The 15324-nt window shown below is 46.1% G+C and carries 13 protein-coding genes and 1 tRNA gene; 6 read left to right on the forward strand and 8 right to left on the reverse strand.

What is annotated here, in order from left to right:
• Positions 1-464: 464 nt before the first annotated feature.
• Positions 465-1301: an enoyl-CoA hydratase/isomerase family protein gene (locus ACXAD4_RS21065; protein ID WP_475245607.1), complete on the reverse strand. Its 837-nt coding sequence runs from the start codon at positions 1299-1301 to the stop codon at positions 465-467.
• Positions 1302-1670: 369 nt separating this feature from the next.
• On the opposite strand from ACXAD4_RS21065, the gene ACXAD4_RS21070 reads away from it, so the two are divergent.
• From ACXAD4_RS21070 to ACXAD4_RS21090, 5 genes are all read left to right on the forward strand, one after another.
• Positions 1671-1862: a hypothetical protein gene (locus ACXAD4_RS21070; protein WP_107300554.1), complete on the forward strand. Its 192-nt coding sequence runs from the start codon at positions 1671-1673 to the stop codon at positions 1860-1862.
• Positions 1863-2242: 380 nt separating this feature from the next.
• The gene (locus ACXAD4_RS21075) at positions 2243-2722 is read left to right on the forward strand and encodes a hypothetical protein (RefSeq protein WP_187464413.1); all 480 of its coding nucleotides are present in this window, start codon (positions 2243-2245) and stop codon (positions 2720-2722) included.
• Positions 2723-2738: 16 nt separating this feature from the next.
• Positions 2739-3665 (forward strand): tripartite tricarboxylate transporter substrate binding protein, encoded by a 927-nt coding sequence (locus tag ACXAD4_RS21080; protein WP_107300552.1) that lies wholly within the window; start codon positions 2739-2741, stop codon positions 3663-3665.
• A 68-nt stretch (positions 3666-3733) separates the two neighbouring features.
• The gene (locus ACXAD4_RS21085) at positions 3734-4198 is read left to right on the forward strand and encodes a tripartite tricarboxylate transporter TctB family protein (RefSeq protein WP_475243906.1); all 465 of its coding nucleotides are present in this window, start codon (positions 3734-3736) and stop codon (positions 4196-4198) included.
• A gap of 9 nt (positions 4199-4207) precedes the next feature.
• On the forward strand, positions 4208-5701 hold the full coding sequence (locus tag ACXAD4_RS21090; protein ID WP_475243907.1) for a tripartite tricarboxylate transporter permease: 1494 nt from the start codon (positions 4208-4210) through the stop codon (positions 5699-5701).
• A 91-nt stretch (positions 5702-5792) separates the two neighbouring features.
• Here ACXAD4_RS21090 and ACXAD4_RS21095 read toward each other — a convergent pair whose 3' ends face one another.
• The 5 genes from ACXAD4_RS21095 to ACXAD4_RS21115 form a co-directional block, all read right to left on the reverse strand.
• On the reverse strand, positions 5793-6992 hold the full coding sequence (locus ACXAD4_RS21095) for a sugar MFS transporter (RefSeq protein ID WP_475243909.1): 1200 nt from the start codon (positions 6990-6992) through the stop codon (positions 5793-5795).
• 18 nt (positions 6993-7010) lie between these two features.
• On the reverse strand, positions 7011-7910 hold the full coding sequence (locus ACXAD4_RS21100; RefSeq protein WP_475245609.1) for an ROK family protein: 900 nt from the start codon (positions 7908-7910) through the stop codon (positions 7011-7013).
• Between the two features lie 92 nt (positions 7911-8002).
• On the reverse strand, positions 8003-9511 hold the full coding sequence (locus ACXAD4_RS21105; RefSeq protein WP_475243910.1) for an MFS transporter: 1509 nt from the start codon (positions 9509-9511) through the stop codon (positions 8003-8005).
• Positions 9512-9568: 57 nt separating this feature from the next.
• Entirely contained in the window at positions 9569-10654 is a 1086-nt protein-coding gene (bglB, locus tag ACXAD4_RS21110; RefSeq protein ID WP_475243911.1) for a beta-galactosidase BglB, read from the reverse strand.
• 14 nt (positions 10655-10668) lie between these two features.
• A complete protein-coding gene (locus ACXAD4_RS21115) occupies positions 10669-13128 on the reverse strand; it encodes a hypothetical protein (RefSeq protein WP_475243912.1) in 2460 nt (819 codons plus the stop codon).
• Between the two features lie 298 nt (positions 13129-13426).
• Between ACXAD4_RS21115 and ACXAD4_RS21120 the strand changes: the two genes are divergently transcribed.
• Positions 13427-14479: a LacI family DNA-binding transcriptional regulator gene (locus ACXAD4_RS21120; RefSeq protein ID WP_475243913.1), complete on the forward strand. Its 1053-nt coding sequence runs from the start codon at positions 13427-13429 to the stop codon at positions 14477-14479.
• 129 nt (positions 14480-14608) lie between these two features.
• Here ACXAD4_RS21120 and ACXAD4_RS21125 read toward each other — a convergent pair.
• A tRNA-Ser gene (locus ACXAD4_RS21125) sits at positions 14609-14699 on the reverse strand.
• Positions 14700-14791: 92 nt separating this feature from the next.
• Entirely contained in the window at positions 14792-15313 is a 522-nt protein-coding gene (locus ACXAD4_RS21130; protein ID WP_475243914.1) for a SixA phosphatase family protein, read from the reverse strand.
• Between the last annotated feature and the right edge of the window lie 11 nt (positions 15314-15324).

The following is a 15324-nucleotide window of genomic DNA, read 5'->3' on the forward strand; positions in this document are numbered from 1 at the left end:
GAAATTTGTGATTGCCAACTTATCATATGCCCTAAGTGTGGGCAGCGCGATAGTTATTTAATAAATACTGAACAGCATATTCTTATCTGTATCTGCGGACATAAATCAACATTACCTGAATGCATTTGCAATTGAAAAATAGAAAAGGATTTTTATGAACTTTTATCAATGCCCAGCATGTAAAACCTTTGTTCACTTTCACCGTGTACGTGTAAGCACATTAACAGATGTGTTTAAAAATAAAGTTTCTAAGTATCAATGCAGTAACTGCTCATCTTCCATTCTTTCTCATAATTCCTTAGAGGATGAGAAAAAATAGTCAGAACTTCATTGGAGGCTTCAAATGCTATTCCCAATGATGATTACAATGAAGATCATTACCTGACTAATATTCAGTGACTACCAAAAAAGGCAGTCAGCCCCTCAAACGTTGAGGGGCTTAGACTCGCATCCCTTAAAGGGGGTCACAGAGCAAGCTTCCACAGAGGCCTTCCTCCCCAAAGCAGCCAAAACACCAACGAAGGCACGTACTTTTTCTTTCGCCACAGAAATTGCGCTTGGTGTTTGAGGAAGGCCGCTTTCAAAAATGCATCAGCCAGTTGCTCTGACTCACGGGCATTAACTGCTCTGAGCTCTTCAAGCTCACTGCCGGCTAATAACTGACGCTCTTGCCCTTGCTCTAGCCATTGCCGTATTTCAGATTCAGCCCTTTCACGCAATTCCGCTTTTGGGACAACCTCTTGAATTAGCCCAATCGCTTTTGCTTGCTGGGCGTCGGGTTTCCAGCCCTCGCTGCCAAGCATGCGTGCTGCGTTTTCTTCCCCAATTAAGCGGGGCAAATGTACACTGGAACACCCTTCTGGCGTTACACCCAAAACGGCAAACGGCGTCGAGAAGGTCGCGGTATCTGAGGCAATAATCCCATTGGCCAAAGTCGCCGAGGTTACACTCGCACCTATTGCTGGTCCATTCACCGCTATCAACAATGGCTTGGTACAACCGAGGAATACTTCAAACAAAGCTTGATTATTTTTAGCAATCAACTGGCGCAGTTTACGTGGGGCCATCACCTTTAACGTACCACTGAGGTTCACCCCTGCAGAATAGTAGTCGCCCGAGCCAGTGAGGATAATAGCTTTGACCTTGGCCTCAACATTGGCCTTCTCAAACACTTCTTTCAGGGCGTTCATCATAGCCATGGTCCAGCCATTTAATTTGGCCGGGCGGTTCATGGTTATTGTCAAAACGCCTTGCTCCAACTGAGTCAATAAATGATCAGCAGAGACTTTATTTAGCTGCATGTCGTTCACAGTGAACACCTCCTTCCAATGGCGGGTAATTTGCTATTCCAGTCAACCTTTTTTGTAACCCCCCTACAACACCGACTAAAGGGATATAACGTAGATCTAATCTTCAAATAAAGCTGTTTAATAAATCAGCAACTGCGGCGTTGATCACTCTATTAAACGGCTGTAGCTATTAGGGTAGAGATAAAAGTTAGAGCAAAGAAACTAAGATTCGCCGCTGCCTACAAATTGTTTGATTGGGGCTTAAATGAGCCCTTATTAAGCCTAAATTGAAAAGCCTGCTGAGATCATTTCTGTGCCATCTGTCTAGAAACTGATTTTAGCCCAGCAGTCTTTGCAATTTAGTATTGCGGAGTATGGCAGATGGAAAAACTTAAACGTGCAAAGGAACTATTCACCAGACCATTAACCCTAGACGAACTACACAAGCTGGATGAGCTTGAACGCCAAGCCAAAGGCAAGGAAAAACTGTATATCGCTTCCTTGTGGGACGCGGCGTACGCCCTCGTTGAACCAGCAGTCCTTCATCAAGCCCGTGAAGCTGGGCTGCTCTAGCCATAATCCTTATGGCTCTTCTTGTATGGGGAAAGGATTAGCTGTCTTTCCCCTTCTGCTCTCTATTCCCTAAAACTCATTTCAATTTTGATTACCCAACTTGTTCTACATAACTCAATTTAACAACAATTAACTTGAGCCACTTCATAATATTATTCCACAACACATTTATTTAATAATACAAATAAATCAACAGTAGCATTATATCGCTAAAGTGATTAATATCACCATTATCTCGCACAAAACCCCTATTTAAGTGATCAAAATCATGAAGATATACTTACAACAGTGATGAGTTTATCACTTTAATAAAACCCCCTTTGATCAGTCTAAAATAATACAATAGCTTGAGTGTGTACCGAGGATATTAAGGTGTAAGGATGAACACACAGAAGCAAATTGCGCTAGATGCAATCGAACTAGTTAGGCCAGCTATCGAGCGCCTATTCTCACGAACCAACCGTCAAGAACTACATATCGTAGTGATGGATCCCCGCCTTAAGCCCTGGGAGTCCAGTTTTGAGGAAGCCATTTTGGTTGAAACCTCTATCGGCCAGCCGGATGCATGGACGATCCCTTTTGACCAGCTTGCCCGCAAGAAAGCTCAGCAAGCTTGGCGTGATTCTCAGGCCAATATTAATCACCAAACCGCCCACCCATCGTCGCTTCGTGATGACGATGTGCTGTACTACGGCTCCTTCGTCTACGGCAATGTCGTGGTCGCCTGCAGCGGGGTGCAGCAATGGTATGACATGCTGATCAGTGGCTGGATTGCCTTGGCCATCGAGCAACTCACAATCAACGACTACCAAACCCAAAAAACGAATAACCCGACTCAAACCTACCGACGTGAACAATAAAATAGGTATCTAAAATATGAATAAATTACTAAAAGCAGTCATGATCTCCGCAGGTGTACTAGTTTCAGCAACAGCCGTTGCTGCTGATTACCCAACCAAAAACATTCGCTTGGTTGTCCCTTTTGGTGCCGGTGGCGGTACCGATGCTGTTGGCCGTACTTTGGCTAATAGTGCTAAGGATGTACTTGGCCAAAATATTTCGATCATGAACCGTACCGGTGGTGCAGGTGCGGTAGGCATGAGCTTTGGTGCCCAGCAGCGCGCTGATGGTTATACCCTAACAGTAGTCACCCGCGAGATTGCCTCGCTGCCACAAATGGGCCTAATGCGCCACACAGCTGATGACTTCAAACTGATCCGTATGGTTAACCTTGACCCTGCAGTCGTTTTGGTTGCTGCTGACAGCCCATACAACAGCATCAATGACCTGATTGAAGATGCCAAGAAAGAGCCAGGCAAAGTGAAGTTTGCTTCTACTGCCGCGCCTAACTTCTATCTAATGGCACTGGAAAAAGACCAAGATATCAAGCTCAACGCTATCCCTTACAACGGTGCTTCAGAAGCGATTCCAGCGGTACTAGGCAACCACACAGATGTCACTATGGTGACGCCGGGTGAGGCTATTGCACAGCTTCGTTCTGGTCAGCTAAAAGCCCTAGGCGTGATGTCTGAAGAGCGCATCGCCTTTATCGAAGATGTCCCGACTCTAAAAGAGCAAGGTGTCGATGTGGTAACCGGTACATGGCGTGGTATCGGAGCGCCGAAAAACACTCCTGACCACATTATTGAAAAGCTTGGTACGGCATTCGACCAAGCAATGGCGACAGAGGAATTCAAGTCATTCATGGAAACAGGTGCAATGACAATCCACAACCTGAACGCCGAAGAGTTTACCAAGTTTGTCTACGAAGATACGCAAGCACTAGGCTCTCTAATTAACTAATGATACCCAGGAGCCAGCACACCATGCTGGCTCTTTTATTGAACACGCTCAACACAAGGATGGATTCTATGTTGAATAGAAACTTTCTTTTCCCGTCCCTGATCATTTTATTAGGTGCCGCTTCCCTTTTCGTTATCAGCCAATTCGACAAGCCGATGTTCCAGGATGCTAGTGTCGATGCCGCCTTTTTCCCAACCGTTGTCACGATTGCCATGATGGCTATTTCGTCGGTGTTAGTCTTTCAGCATTGGCAAAACAACCAACGAGACAAAAAAGAAAATACCCAGGAGAAAGAATCTCCGCTATTTTCCAAGCTGTCTATTTTTGGTGTCGCCTACTTAATTGGCTATGCCTTCTTGATCCACCTTCTCGGCTACCTGTTTGCCAGCCTTATTGCTTTCGCTCTGTACCTGATTTACTTCAAGGTGAAGAAGCCCCTTTATTACGTGATTGCAGCAGTATTCGTTGTATCTGTGTATTACCTGTTTGGCGAAGTGTTTGTGATCGCGCTTCCTGACGGCATCATTCTGTAGAGGCCGCATATGTTAGAACATTTATTTTCAGGCATCCTAACCGCCTTCAGCCCTAGTGTTTTCCCCGTACTGATCTTCGGCGTACTGGGCGGGATCATCCTCGGAGCCCTACCCGGCCTCACCGCAACGATGGGTGTTGCCATCTTGCTACCTTTTACCTTTGGTATGGAGCCAACTGCTGCACTGGTCATGCTCATCGGTGTCTACATCGGTGGTATCTATGGTGGATCGATTGCCGCGATTTTGCTCAAGACGCCCGGCACCCCGGCCTCTGCGGCGACCGTGCTTGACGGTCATACCCTTGCAGCAAAAGGCCAAGCAGCCCGGGCATTGAGCATCTCAGCAGTTGCTTCGTTTATCGGTGGCCTTATCAGTACCATCGTGCTGATCGCGATTGCACCGCTACTGGCTGACTTCGCCCTCAAATTCAATGCGCCTGAATATTTCGCGCTGGCCTTGTTCGGCCTCACCATCATTGCCAGCGTGTCGTCGAAAAACATCCTCAAAGGCTTGCTTGCAGGCTGCATTGGCTTGCTAGTCTCCACTGTGGGTCTAGACCCTATCAGCAGCGTACCGAGATTTACTTTCGATGTGATGGATTTGTACAGCGGCATCAATGTGATTCCGGTTTTGATTGGCTTATTTGCTATCTCAGAGGGTCTAAACCAGCTTGAGAAACTCCATAGCCAGAAGAAAGCTGCACCACCAAAATTTGACCATAAGCTACTGAGCAAGAAAGATCTGAAAACCATGCTGCCAACCGCAGTGAAAAGTGGTTTGATGGGCACCTCTATCGGCTCGGTTCCAGGGGCAGGTGCCGATATCTCAGCATTCGTTTGCTATAACGAAGCCAAGCGTTCTGCCAAAAACCCAGATGAATTCGGTAAAGGGTCGGTGCAAGGCTTAGCGGCAGCAGAAGCGGGGAACAATGGCGTTACCGGTGGCTCGCTGGTTCCGCTACTGACACTGGGTGTCCCGGGTGATGCGGTGGCTGCCGTTTTACTTGGCGCTTTGATTGTACAGGGTCTGACGCCGGGGCCATTACTGTTCAGCCAAAGCCCTGAAGTGGTCTATGGGGTATTCAGTTCAATGCTGGTTGCCAACATTGTGATGTTGCTTATCGGCTTGCTCGGTATCCGCTTCTTCTGCCGCATAATTGAAGTGCCGAAGATCATCATGATACCGATCATCATCTTCCTGTCGGTGATCGGTGCCTATGCCATCAACAACTCGATGTTCGATGTGGGTATTGCAATCAGCTTTGGCTTGCTAGGGTTTATCCTCAATAAGATGGAAATTCCATCCTCACCTATCTTGCTGGCGATTATCCTAGGGCCAATGGCCGAAACCAACCTGCGAAAATCTCTGCTGATGTACGATGGCAGCTGGTCATTCTTGTATGAACGCCCTATCGCGCTGGCATTTATTGTTCTGGCAGTCTTCTCAGTCTACTCCACCATGAAGCTCAAGAAAAAGCAGGCGCAAAATCCTGTGACACCATAGTGCCCAAAAGCCCTATTTGAAACTATAAAGCCAGCATCACTGCTGGCTTTTTTCTGAGTATCACTATTGAAAACAATGATCGTAACCCGTTTTAATGTGACTTTACTCTGGCGCCAAATACTAAAATCACCAGGTACCCTAACGCAGGCACTGAGAACGAAATCAGCAAACCGATACTATCTGCCAACAATGCTTGGGCGAGTGGAACAACAGCACCACCAACACCACACATAATCAAAACAGCAGACGCTTTTCCAGCCAAAGCCCCCAATCCCTTCACCGCCATAGAAAAGATAACCGGGTACATCACCGAATTACATAAGCCAACCAAAGTGAGGCACCACGCTCCTAGGACACCGGGAAACAAAATCGCAAACATAACCAACCCTATAGCAACAAAAGCGTTTACCATCAGGATCTTCGATGCATTGATCTTTTTGAGAACAATGCTGCCAATTAGGCGGCCTACCAATGCTCCCCCCCAATACAAAGAGACAAACACCCCAGCATTAGAAGACGCTAGTGACAACACCTCTCCGCTGGTGAGGTAACTAATCAAGAAAGTACCTACTGCGACTTCGACTCCAACATAGCAAAATATCGCCAGCGCCCCATAAACAAACGTACAGTGGGAAAGCAAATCTTGCCAACGGCTAGAAGCTAGGGTGCTTTTATCATCGGCTTTTTTAGGCAACAATCGAAATGACATCGCTAGTAACAATGCCACGCCGCCCATCAACATATAAGGTAACTGAACCGATCCAACGGCTTCTTGCCCCCCTTTCACCAAGGCAGCCATGAACACCCCCATGCCTAGGGCTGATGCCAATGTTGTCCCAACAGAGTTAATCGATGAACAAAAAGATAACCTCGATGCCGCGGTATCAGCTGGGCCAAGTGAAACAGCGAAAGGGTTTGCAGCTACTTGCAATGCGGCTATCCCCAAAGCTAATACAAAGATAGCCAGCAAAAATAGCGGGTATGAAAACAGTGATGAGGCAGGTAGAAAAAGAAAACAACCAACAGTTAATAAGCTTAAGCTCAATTGGATTACGCTGACATACCCTTTTTTACCCATTATATATGCTGTTGGCAAGCAGACTATAAATGGGGCAATATAAAATGCCAACTGTATATACATTGACTCTACATGGTTTAATTCGAAGGCTGCTCTTAAAAAAGGAACCAGCATACTATTTAATGAGGTTAATAACCCCCAAATAAAAAACACCAAGCTCAGCAAAGTAATAGGCATTGTACTTTGTCGAGATAATTTATATGTTAATTCCATACTGTCTTTTTCATTATTCTATCTAGATACTGTTAACCATGCGGCACCACGTACACCGCTGCTATCACCATACTGTGCCGGCAAAATTTTGGTTTGGCACTCGTTGCTCATCACATAGCGTGTCAGCTGTTTGGGAATATCATTAAACAATGAAGCAACATTGGATAAGCCGCCACCAATGACGATGACATCAGGGTCAATCATATTGATGATCGTCGCGAAGCTACGCGCAATTTGATCCACTAACTGATAGTAGGCCAACCGGCAACTCATCTCGCCAGTCTGCATCCCCGCAATAATATCAGCCGCCTTCAGCGCCTCACCAAAGCGTTGTAGATACTGCATTTCCAGTCCGCTACCTGAGATATAGCGTTCGATACAGTTTCGATTACCACAATAACATTGCTGCTCTTGCCCATCGGCAGACTCTCTATACCCAGGCAGAGGATTATGCCCCCATTCACCGCTAATACCATTTGGCCCGGTTAACACCTGCTTATTGACGACTAAGCCTCCACCACACCCCGTCCCAAGGATAACCCCAAACACAACCTGCCCGTCACTACCTGCACCATCAACAGCTTCAGAAAGTGCAAAACAATTAGCATCGTTGGCAATAAAAACATCACGCTCTAGCCTCTGTTGTAAGTCTCCCTTTAAATCATGACCATTAATAAATGTACAATTGGCATTTTTCACTAGCCCTGTTTGGGCACAAATCGTCCCTGGAATACCAATTCCAACGCTACCTGTACAACTTAAATAATTTTCTGCATCAAAAACTAAATGGCAAATATCTGTAACAAAGTCTTGGTAATTATCCGGTGTCTTTATTCTCTGGTTATAAATACTTTCACCTTCAGTGTTGAAGGCAACAATTTCTATTTTTGTCCCGCCAATATCCAAGCCAAACCTAATCATGATTAGCGCCTATTTTCTATCTTAATGTGATTAAAAAAGGGCAGGAAACCCTGCCCTATACCATTTATACTTCTGGAAAATTAAAGCTCTTAATTAGCAGGTTCCAACATACCGTTTTTAGCTTTCTTTTTTGCGGCCTTATTGCCCCATGTGTATTCATATTCCCAACCAGTTAGCATTTCCACTACTTGCTTCGCTTCTGTTGGTACATCTTCCTTCGAGCCGCCCGCTTTCAAGCGATTCACTTCGGTAACCAAGACCTCGTGGTTTTCCTTATTGAGTTTGAATCGAATTGCCCCATATAGTGCAAACAGTGCCAATACCGTTGGTGCCAATAGGAACAGCCAGTAGATACCATTAATGGTGTCGAGTGTTTGTACTTCTGCGCCAGACTCGAAGCCAAGGTATTGCAGGCCGATACTTGCAATCAGCATAGCCGTCGCTTGGCAGATCTTACGTCCCAGCGTCATCACACCAGAGAAGATACCTGCGCGACGCTTACCAGACAGGGCTTCATCCACATCTGGAATAGAATTGAACACCACCCAAGGGATAAGATAAATACCCCCGCGAGCTAGGCCCATGATCACGGCACCCACCAGCACCAATACCGCCATTTCGCCGCCCAATCCTGGTAGCAGGCCAAAGTACGCCAGGCTAGTCAGCATGAAGACAATAGCAACTTTGAATGCATTGGAGTTACCTGCTTTCAACGCAACCCAAGTGAACAGAGTCACACCCACAAACTGCATCGCTGTCATCACGCTTAATGCTGTGCCACCTTGAGTTGGTGTAATACCAATTACCATGGTCATGTAATGCATGAATAGCGAGCCGAATATATCAAGTGCCACTGAACCGCCGATGTACATCATCAGGTGGAAACGGAACGCTTTCAGCTGGAATGTCGTTGCCATCTCTTTGTAAAGATGAATTAGCGTATCTTTAAAACCGCCGATATCTTCTTTAGGTGGTAACGATGCCGGATCGCACTCCCACGTATAGCGATAGATGAAAACCCAAGGAAGGGTAAACAGCACCGCAAATAGCGCACCGATGTACATAAAGGCTTCAGCCTGATCGGTGACCCGCGCCATGATTAGCCCAGGAATGAAGGTGACAAGGAAAGCCGTAATTTGGCCAAACGTCATTCGACAGCTGCTCATTTTGGTACGAGTCTGATAATCATCCGTCATTTCATTTGGCAGCGTACTGTATGGCGTCATTACTATCGTATTCATTGTATTGAACAATAAGTACGTCGCCAGATAGTAACCAAAGCCAAAGCCTGAAATAAACATTAGCCCGAACACTAGCAGGAATGGCGCGCCAAACAGAATAAATACACGACGGCGACCAAATCGAGTTCTTATATTATCCGTAATATAAGCCACAATTGGATCGGTAAAACCATCCCATACCTTTGCAATTGCAAAAATCAAACCTGCTTCAATCGGTGAAAGACCGGCGACTTGTGTATAGAAATAAAGCATCCACAAGCCAATAATAGTGCCAGCACCGCTACCAAATATATCTCCGGAGCCCCAGGCTATTATATTTTTCCATCCTACTTTTCGTTTCTCTGTGGTTGTTTTCATCACGTTGCCTATTTAAATTATTATTGAATCAGTTGTTGTAGGGTGAGCAATTATTAATTAATACCACTCTCCTTGAATAAGCTCAGTTACACACATCATGGCCAAAGCTTGCCCATAGGGAACCGGGGTGTTGGGAATATCAAAATAATATTGAATATCATGGCCCATCGCCGTGCCATCCGATGCTTCTAATAAAATACCTTTACTATCAATTCTTGAAATGACGGCATCTAGTGCTGCTAATCCAGACTGGGTTACCCGCAGCATCTTGTCTTCTTCAATCAATCCTGACCGGCAGCCTCGCAACATACCGTAAGCAAATCCTGCAACGGCAGAGGACTCTTGAGGCGAGCTGTCATCATCAAGTACGGTATGCCACATGCCGTTATCACTTTGACAGCTTACTAAGGCATCGACTTGCCTTCTGAATAGCGACGTTAGGTGCTGTTTCACCGCCGGATTGATTCGTTCACCCACTAATGCGAAAAGTTCAGGGATCGCCACTGTTATCCACGCATTACCGCGAGCCCAAAATACCTCGGCAAAATTATGACTGCCTTCAGAGGTCCAACCGTGAAACCACAAGCCTGATTTCTTATCGGCCAGATATTGGCTGTGGGTTAAAAATTGCAACTCAGCTTCATGAGTCAACTCTTGTCGGTTTAACAACCGCCCGGCTTGGGCAAGAAATAAACCTGTCATAAATAGCGTATCATCCCACAACTGTCCTTCATTCAACCTTTCCTTTACTACATGCTGAAATCCACCGTCATAAACCCGAGGCAAGGAATGAATGAGATAATCAGCCCAATCACTGATTAATTGATACCAATCTTGTCTATCGCTCTTTTCCGCTAATAAAGCCAAGGTGATCATTGGTGCTGTTGTATTAATTTGCGCTTCAGGCAGACCTTTATTAATTTGGTGCTCAAACCATTTTTCTAGTGCGTTAAATAAGTTTTTATTATTGGTATAGTCTGCATATTGGTATAAGCCATATATACCAACACCAATTTCCCACTCCCACTCCTCGAATTCAATTTTAATTTCATTTTCAGAACATGGATTAAAGTCACCAATACCTTTTAATCCACACAGACCGGAACTCAACTGCTTAAGAAGTTCAACATGGTTGTTATTCATTTTACTGCTTACCATTATTTTACAATCGGATTAACATCGGCATTTTCAGGAAATAACCATGGCTTATCATTGATATAGCATTTTCCAGACCAAGACAGAGTGAATGTCTGCTCTTGTGAAGAGGCCACTGTGGCTGTTAAGTCAGTACCTTCATCACTGAGCACAATCGTTTGCTGCTTCCACTGCTCAATAATGGATTTGAAATCGCCATTCAAGGTACCAACCGACACATACCAGGCTGTCTTAGCCCCATAGCAACGCACTTCTCTTCCGCGGGTAATGCCACTTTCAACCAGTTCAATCGGGTTTGAAGCCCCAATTACCGCATAAGCTTGGCCTGAGCGCACAAAGCACCAATGTGAATCCACCACGATCTCATCAAGGCTTTCCGCAGGTAAGTAAAGATGGGTATAACCTAAACGCGGGGCGCTGCCCAAGTCATAGACCATCATGGCACTATGCTGGTGCTGCATCACCCTTGGCAAAATACCATTACCCGCCCAATAGGATGGTCGGCCATCGCCACCGGGTACGTCCTCGCCCGGGTGGTTAATCCACAGGCGCGCTTTAGGGTTATGGGCAAATTGGACATCCAGTACATGTTGTTGGTGCCCTGGTTGCCCGGTATGGTGATCTACCACACATGACAGCGTTACGCCCTGTTGTTTCCATGCCATGACTTTGGCACAGCGATCCATTCCTTGGGTGTAATAAGCTTCCACGTTCTCACGCCCGGCCAAGGTGGCTACTTCATGGGTTAAATCCGATGGTTGGTACTGGCTAAGGCAAAACATTGGCAGCGATGCACACATGCGGGTATGCCAACCTTGCCCCCATGCAACATGACCAAACCCTGCCAGTTCTGTCATCTCATTAGCCATGAGTTCTTTTTCGTAAACCCGGCCCATGGTGCCACCCGCCACACCATCCTGATAATGAAGCGCCCCCATCAGCATCAACCGATCTATCACGGTTTTCGCTTTCTCACGAATAGACGCACACTCAGCCAGTTCGTAAAGCGCGAACAGTCCGATGTAGTCAATCGGGTAATAACAAGATGAATTCCATTCCGTTAAACCATGATCAAGAATATGGTCGAACCAACAGTGCAGGCGCTCGGTCGCTATTTCTTGTTGCTGCTGACCAGTACGGCCTGAACACAGGAACTGCTCACGTGGGAAGAATTGCCCTGCCAGAAGCTGTGACACGTGGAAGCAAAGCACATGGTTTTCACTCCAAAACCACATTGCATCGTTGCCCGGCTCATCTAGCCAATAGCGATAGCCCAAAATGGACGAACGGGTTCGATCCCACAGTTTATCCGGCAACTGGGTATAGCGATGCTTATGCCAAGCCCAAAGCACAGATACCATCCAAAAATCTGAACAGTCTTCACGCACACTTATCTTTTGCAGCGTTCGGTTCAATATCGCAGCGGCTTTATCAGGGTTCTGATTTAACTCCAACAATGCCAACAATTTACCGGTGATATCCATACCTTCTCTAGCGGTATAGGAAAGTGCATCCATTTTTCGCTCAGATAGCGAGGAGCTAGAGGGGGCTTTCTCACCAGGCATGATGTTAATGCCAAAGTGACGGGTTATTTCTATGCCCTGCCATAGGAAGGTCAATGCCACAGAGTAATGCGCCGGTTTCAATGAGGCGGGTAAATGAACACTGAAATGTGCTTCACCTTCCTCAATGACTTGAGGTGAAACTCGCTCATGGGTTTCTTCCTCATTCGACATGCCGGTTACCACACCCGATATACCCAATTGCCCTTGAAGCTGACTGGCGCAATCAAAGTACAGCTTATGGTCGGCAACATTCATCTCAAATGCCAACTGCGAGACAAAGGACTCAAGCGTTGCAACGTTTTCGCAATCAAATTTGGCAAGGCTCGTATCAATGGTACGCGGATCTAAAGAAGTCAGCTCAAATAGGAATTGGGTATCGCGCTCATAGAGCTCCTCGGCATGAACAACAACTTCGTTTGTCCCCGCATTCAGTGGCAAAGCCACTTCCGTTTGTTGCTCAGTATTTCTTTGAAAAGGAGTAAACGAACTAACCAACTTCCCATTGACCCAAATTCTAACCCCACCACAGGTAGATAGCCTAAAGCGATACTCACCCGCTTCAACAACAGTCAGCAAGGTTTCAGCCCAGCGTTGCTCATGGGTTGGAATATGAATAAAGCCAGAGAAATCGACCTTGTAGCTACCATTGGCAAAATAAACCTGCTCAGTCGGGGCCTTATCAGCCAAATTCACAGTCCGGTTTGCCATCGACTGCCAAAACACTTTACGGCAAGGTAAATCACCAACATCAACAAAGCCGTTCTTGAACTTATATTGCACACGGTCAACCATAGTTTCATGATCTTCAAACTGACCGAAGCGGCGTTGTATTGGCTGAGAAACCAAAAATCGAGTCAAGGTATCGCCTTGATTTATCTTCCAGCTAGCGTTTTGCATCGTTACTACTCAATTTCAAAATGTTGTTTCATTTTACAACCAAAGAGCTTGAGTGCAATATTTGCATTTATTGCATAATCTATTTTCGAGAGTACTGTCTCACACACTGTATTAAACCCGTCAAAATCAGTGATAAAGATCACATAAGAGGGCTGTTTTGACTATTAAAAGGCAGAGGGGCATCATAAAACCACTCGCATCAATGCAAAATTTGCACTAAATGAGCAATCAATGCAAAAGCTGTAGTTTTCATGATAAACTGCCCACAAGAGCGTCAGAAAATGAGAATAGATTCAGCGTGACTTTAAAAGACATTGCACAACAGGCAGGCGTTTCTGTCAGTACAGTTTCACGGGTACTAAATGGGACAGCAACCATTAGTCAGCCTGTCAAAGCCCAGATCATGGATATCGCACAAGCAACCGGGTATCTAGATAAAGTAAGAAAAAACAAAGCCGTTGAAGCCCCTTCCTTAGCAGGTAAAAAGCTTCTGCTGGTTACCCCCCGCGATGCAGTGCTCAATCGAAGCGGCAACATGATTTCCTACGCTTTGGTAGAGTCGATCAAAAAAGCATGCAATGAGCAGAATATCGCACTGACCTCATTCCTAACCGAAGCCAATCGCCTGTCAGTGCAAAAGTTGCATCAGCTTCTCAACAAGCAGCAGTACGACGGTATCGTGGTGGTCTGGGCTGATCAGTCTGAACTGCTTGCGGTCATCAGTGATCACCACATCCCCACAGTCTTGATCAATGGCGAGGACAGGGCGATGAATGTTGACTCGGTAGGGGTCAGCAACCGCTATGGCGCAATGGCTGCGGTGAATCACTTACTGGATAAAGGCCACCACAATATTGGCTTGCTTAGCTATTCTGGCCGCCAAACCATTTACCTTCGTGAAAATGGCTACCGTGATAGCTTGTATAATGCCAAGCAGCCGATTAACCCCGATCACCATATTACCGCCAATGACTTTAGCGATGATGCAGCTGAGGCCGCTGTCGAAGCATGGTTGTCTAATCGCGACACCCTGCCGGTGAGCGCGCTATTTTGCGTCACAGATGGCCTTGCACTCGGGGCCATGTCAGCATTGCAAAAACACGGTTATCGCATCCCCGAGGACATCTCCGTCGTCGGCATGGATGGCATTCTGCCGCTTGATTTGATCGAGCCAAAACTGACCACAGTCAAGCTACCTTTTGAATCCCTACCGACTGAAGCCCTTCGCATACTGGAAAGACAAATCTGCTTAGGTGAAAAGCGTGAATACCATATTCACCTAGAGCTAAGCTGTGAACTGATAGAGCGAGAGAGTGTAAAAACAATCAATGAACTGAACAATAAGCAGTAGATACGAAAAAGCCGCTGATTTCTCAGCGGCTTTCTCTAGTTTTTCGGAGCGCTCTGGGTGTTAGAGGATTTGAACCCTAGATTCCAGATGCAAAAAAGCCCAACATTTCTGTTGGGCTTTTTCTAAATGTGGCGGAGAGATAGGGATTTGAACCCTAGATACGCTATTAACGTATGCCGGTTTTCAAGACCGGTGCTTTCAACCACTCAGCCATCTCTCCGTAAGTGCGGCGTATGATATAGCGGTTTACTTCCACTGTAAACCCCACAAAGTCTGTATGGTTATCATTTCAACAGAATGAAAGTATCTGATTCAGATTAAATCAATATCCTTATTCGCTATATCTGATCGAACCCGTTTGGGATAGTCATAGTAAAACAGTGTTCCCTGTTCTTCGGCGATCGCCTGCCAGCAATCGACCTCAAAGCCAAATACCAATACTCCGCAAGTAGACAAGTTGTCTTCTTTGAATCCAAACATTTGGGCAAGTACGGTCATCGCTGGATTATGGCCCACCAGCATCAAGCGCTCAACCACATCACTGGTTTCACGGATAATATCCATCAGTTCAAATGCAGACTCGGTATAGATCCTTGGGTCTGATTCCAACTTAGGCGAGCAGTCTAACCCTTCAGAGAAAGAATAAGCCGTTTGCGACGCCCGCAGTGCCGAGCTGGTGACAATCAATTGCGGCCCTTGTTGCCAACCATTCAACCGATGAACCATCTTCGGAATACTTTTCAGGCCACGGTTATTAAGAGGACGCTCATGATCATCTAGGGACGGGTCGTCCCAAGAGGATTTGGCATGGCGCACTAAAAACAATAATTTCATTGCTCTCCCCC

The organism is Photobacterium sp. AWH4_225, assembly GCF_056158405.1.

Excerpts from the sequence above, each read along its gene's own strand:
- ACXAD4_RS21080 (WP_107300552.1), top strand. The coding sequence starts at position 2,739 with ATGAATAAATTACTAAAAGCAGTCATGATCTCCGCAGGTGTACTAGTT.
- ACXAD4_RS21115 (WP_475243912.1), bottom strand. The coding sequence starts at position 13,128 with ATGCAAAACGCTAGCTGGAAGATAAATCAAGGCGATACCTTGACTCGA.
- ACXAD4_RS21105 (WP_475243910.1), bottom strand. The coding sequence starts at position 9,511 with ATGAAAACAACCACAGAGAAACGAAAAGTAGGATGGAAAAATATAATA.
- bglB (WP_475243911.1), bottom strand. The coding sequence starts at position 10,654 with ATGAATAACAACCATGTTGAACTTCTTAAGCAGTTGAGTTCCGGTCTG.
- ACXAD4_RS21075 (WP_187464413.1), top strand. The coding sequence starts at position 2,243 with ATGAACACACAGAAGCAAATTGCGCTAGATGCAATCGAACTAGTTAGG.
- ACXAD4_RS21095 (WP_475243909.1), bottom strand. The coding sequence starts at position 6,992 with ATGGAATTAACATATAAATTATCTCGACAAAGTACAATGCCTATTACT.
- ACXAD4_RS21090 (WP_475243907.1), top strand. The coding sequence starts at position 4,208 with ATGTTAGAACATTTATTTTCAGGCATCCTAACCGCCTTCAGCCCTAGT.
- ACXAD4_RS21065 (WP_475245607.1), bottom strand. The coding sequence starts at position 1,301 with ATGCAGCTAAATAAAGTCTCTGCTGATCATTTATTGACTCAGTTGGAG.
- ACXAD4_RS21130 (WP_475243914.1), bottom strand. The coding sequence starts at position 15,313 with ATGAAATTATTGTTTTTAGTGCGCCATGCCAAATCCTCTTGGGACGAC.
- ACXAD4_RS21085 (WP_475243906.1), top strand. The coding sequence starts at position 3,734 with ATGTTGAATAGAAACTTTCTTTTCCCGTCCCTGATCATTTTATTAGGT.
- ACXAD4_RS21070 (WP_107300554.1), top strand. The coding sequence starts at position 1,671 with ATGGAAAAACTTAAACGTGCAAAGGAACTATTCACCAGACCATTAACC.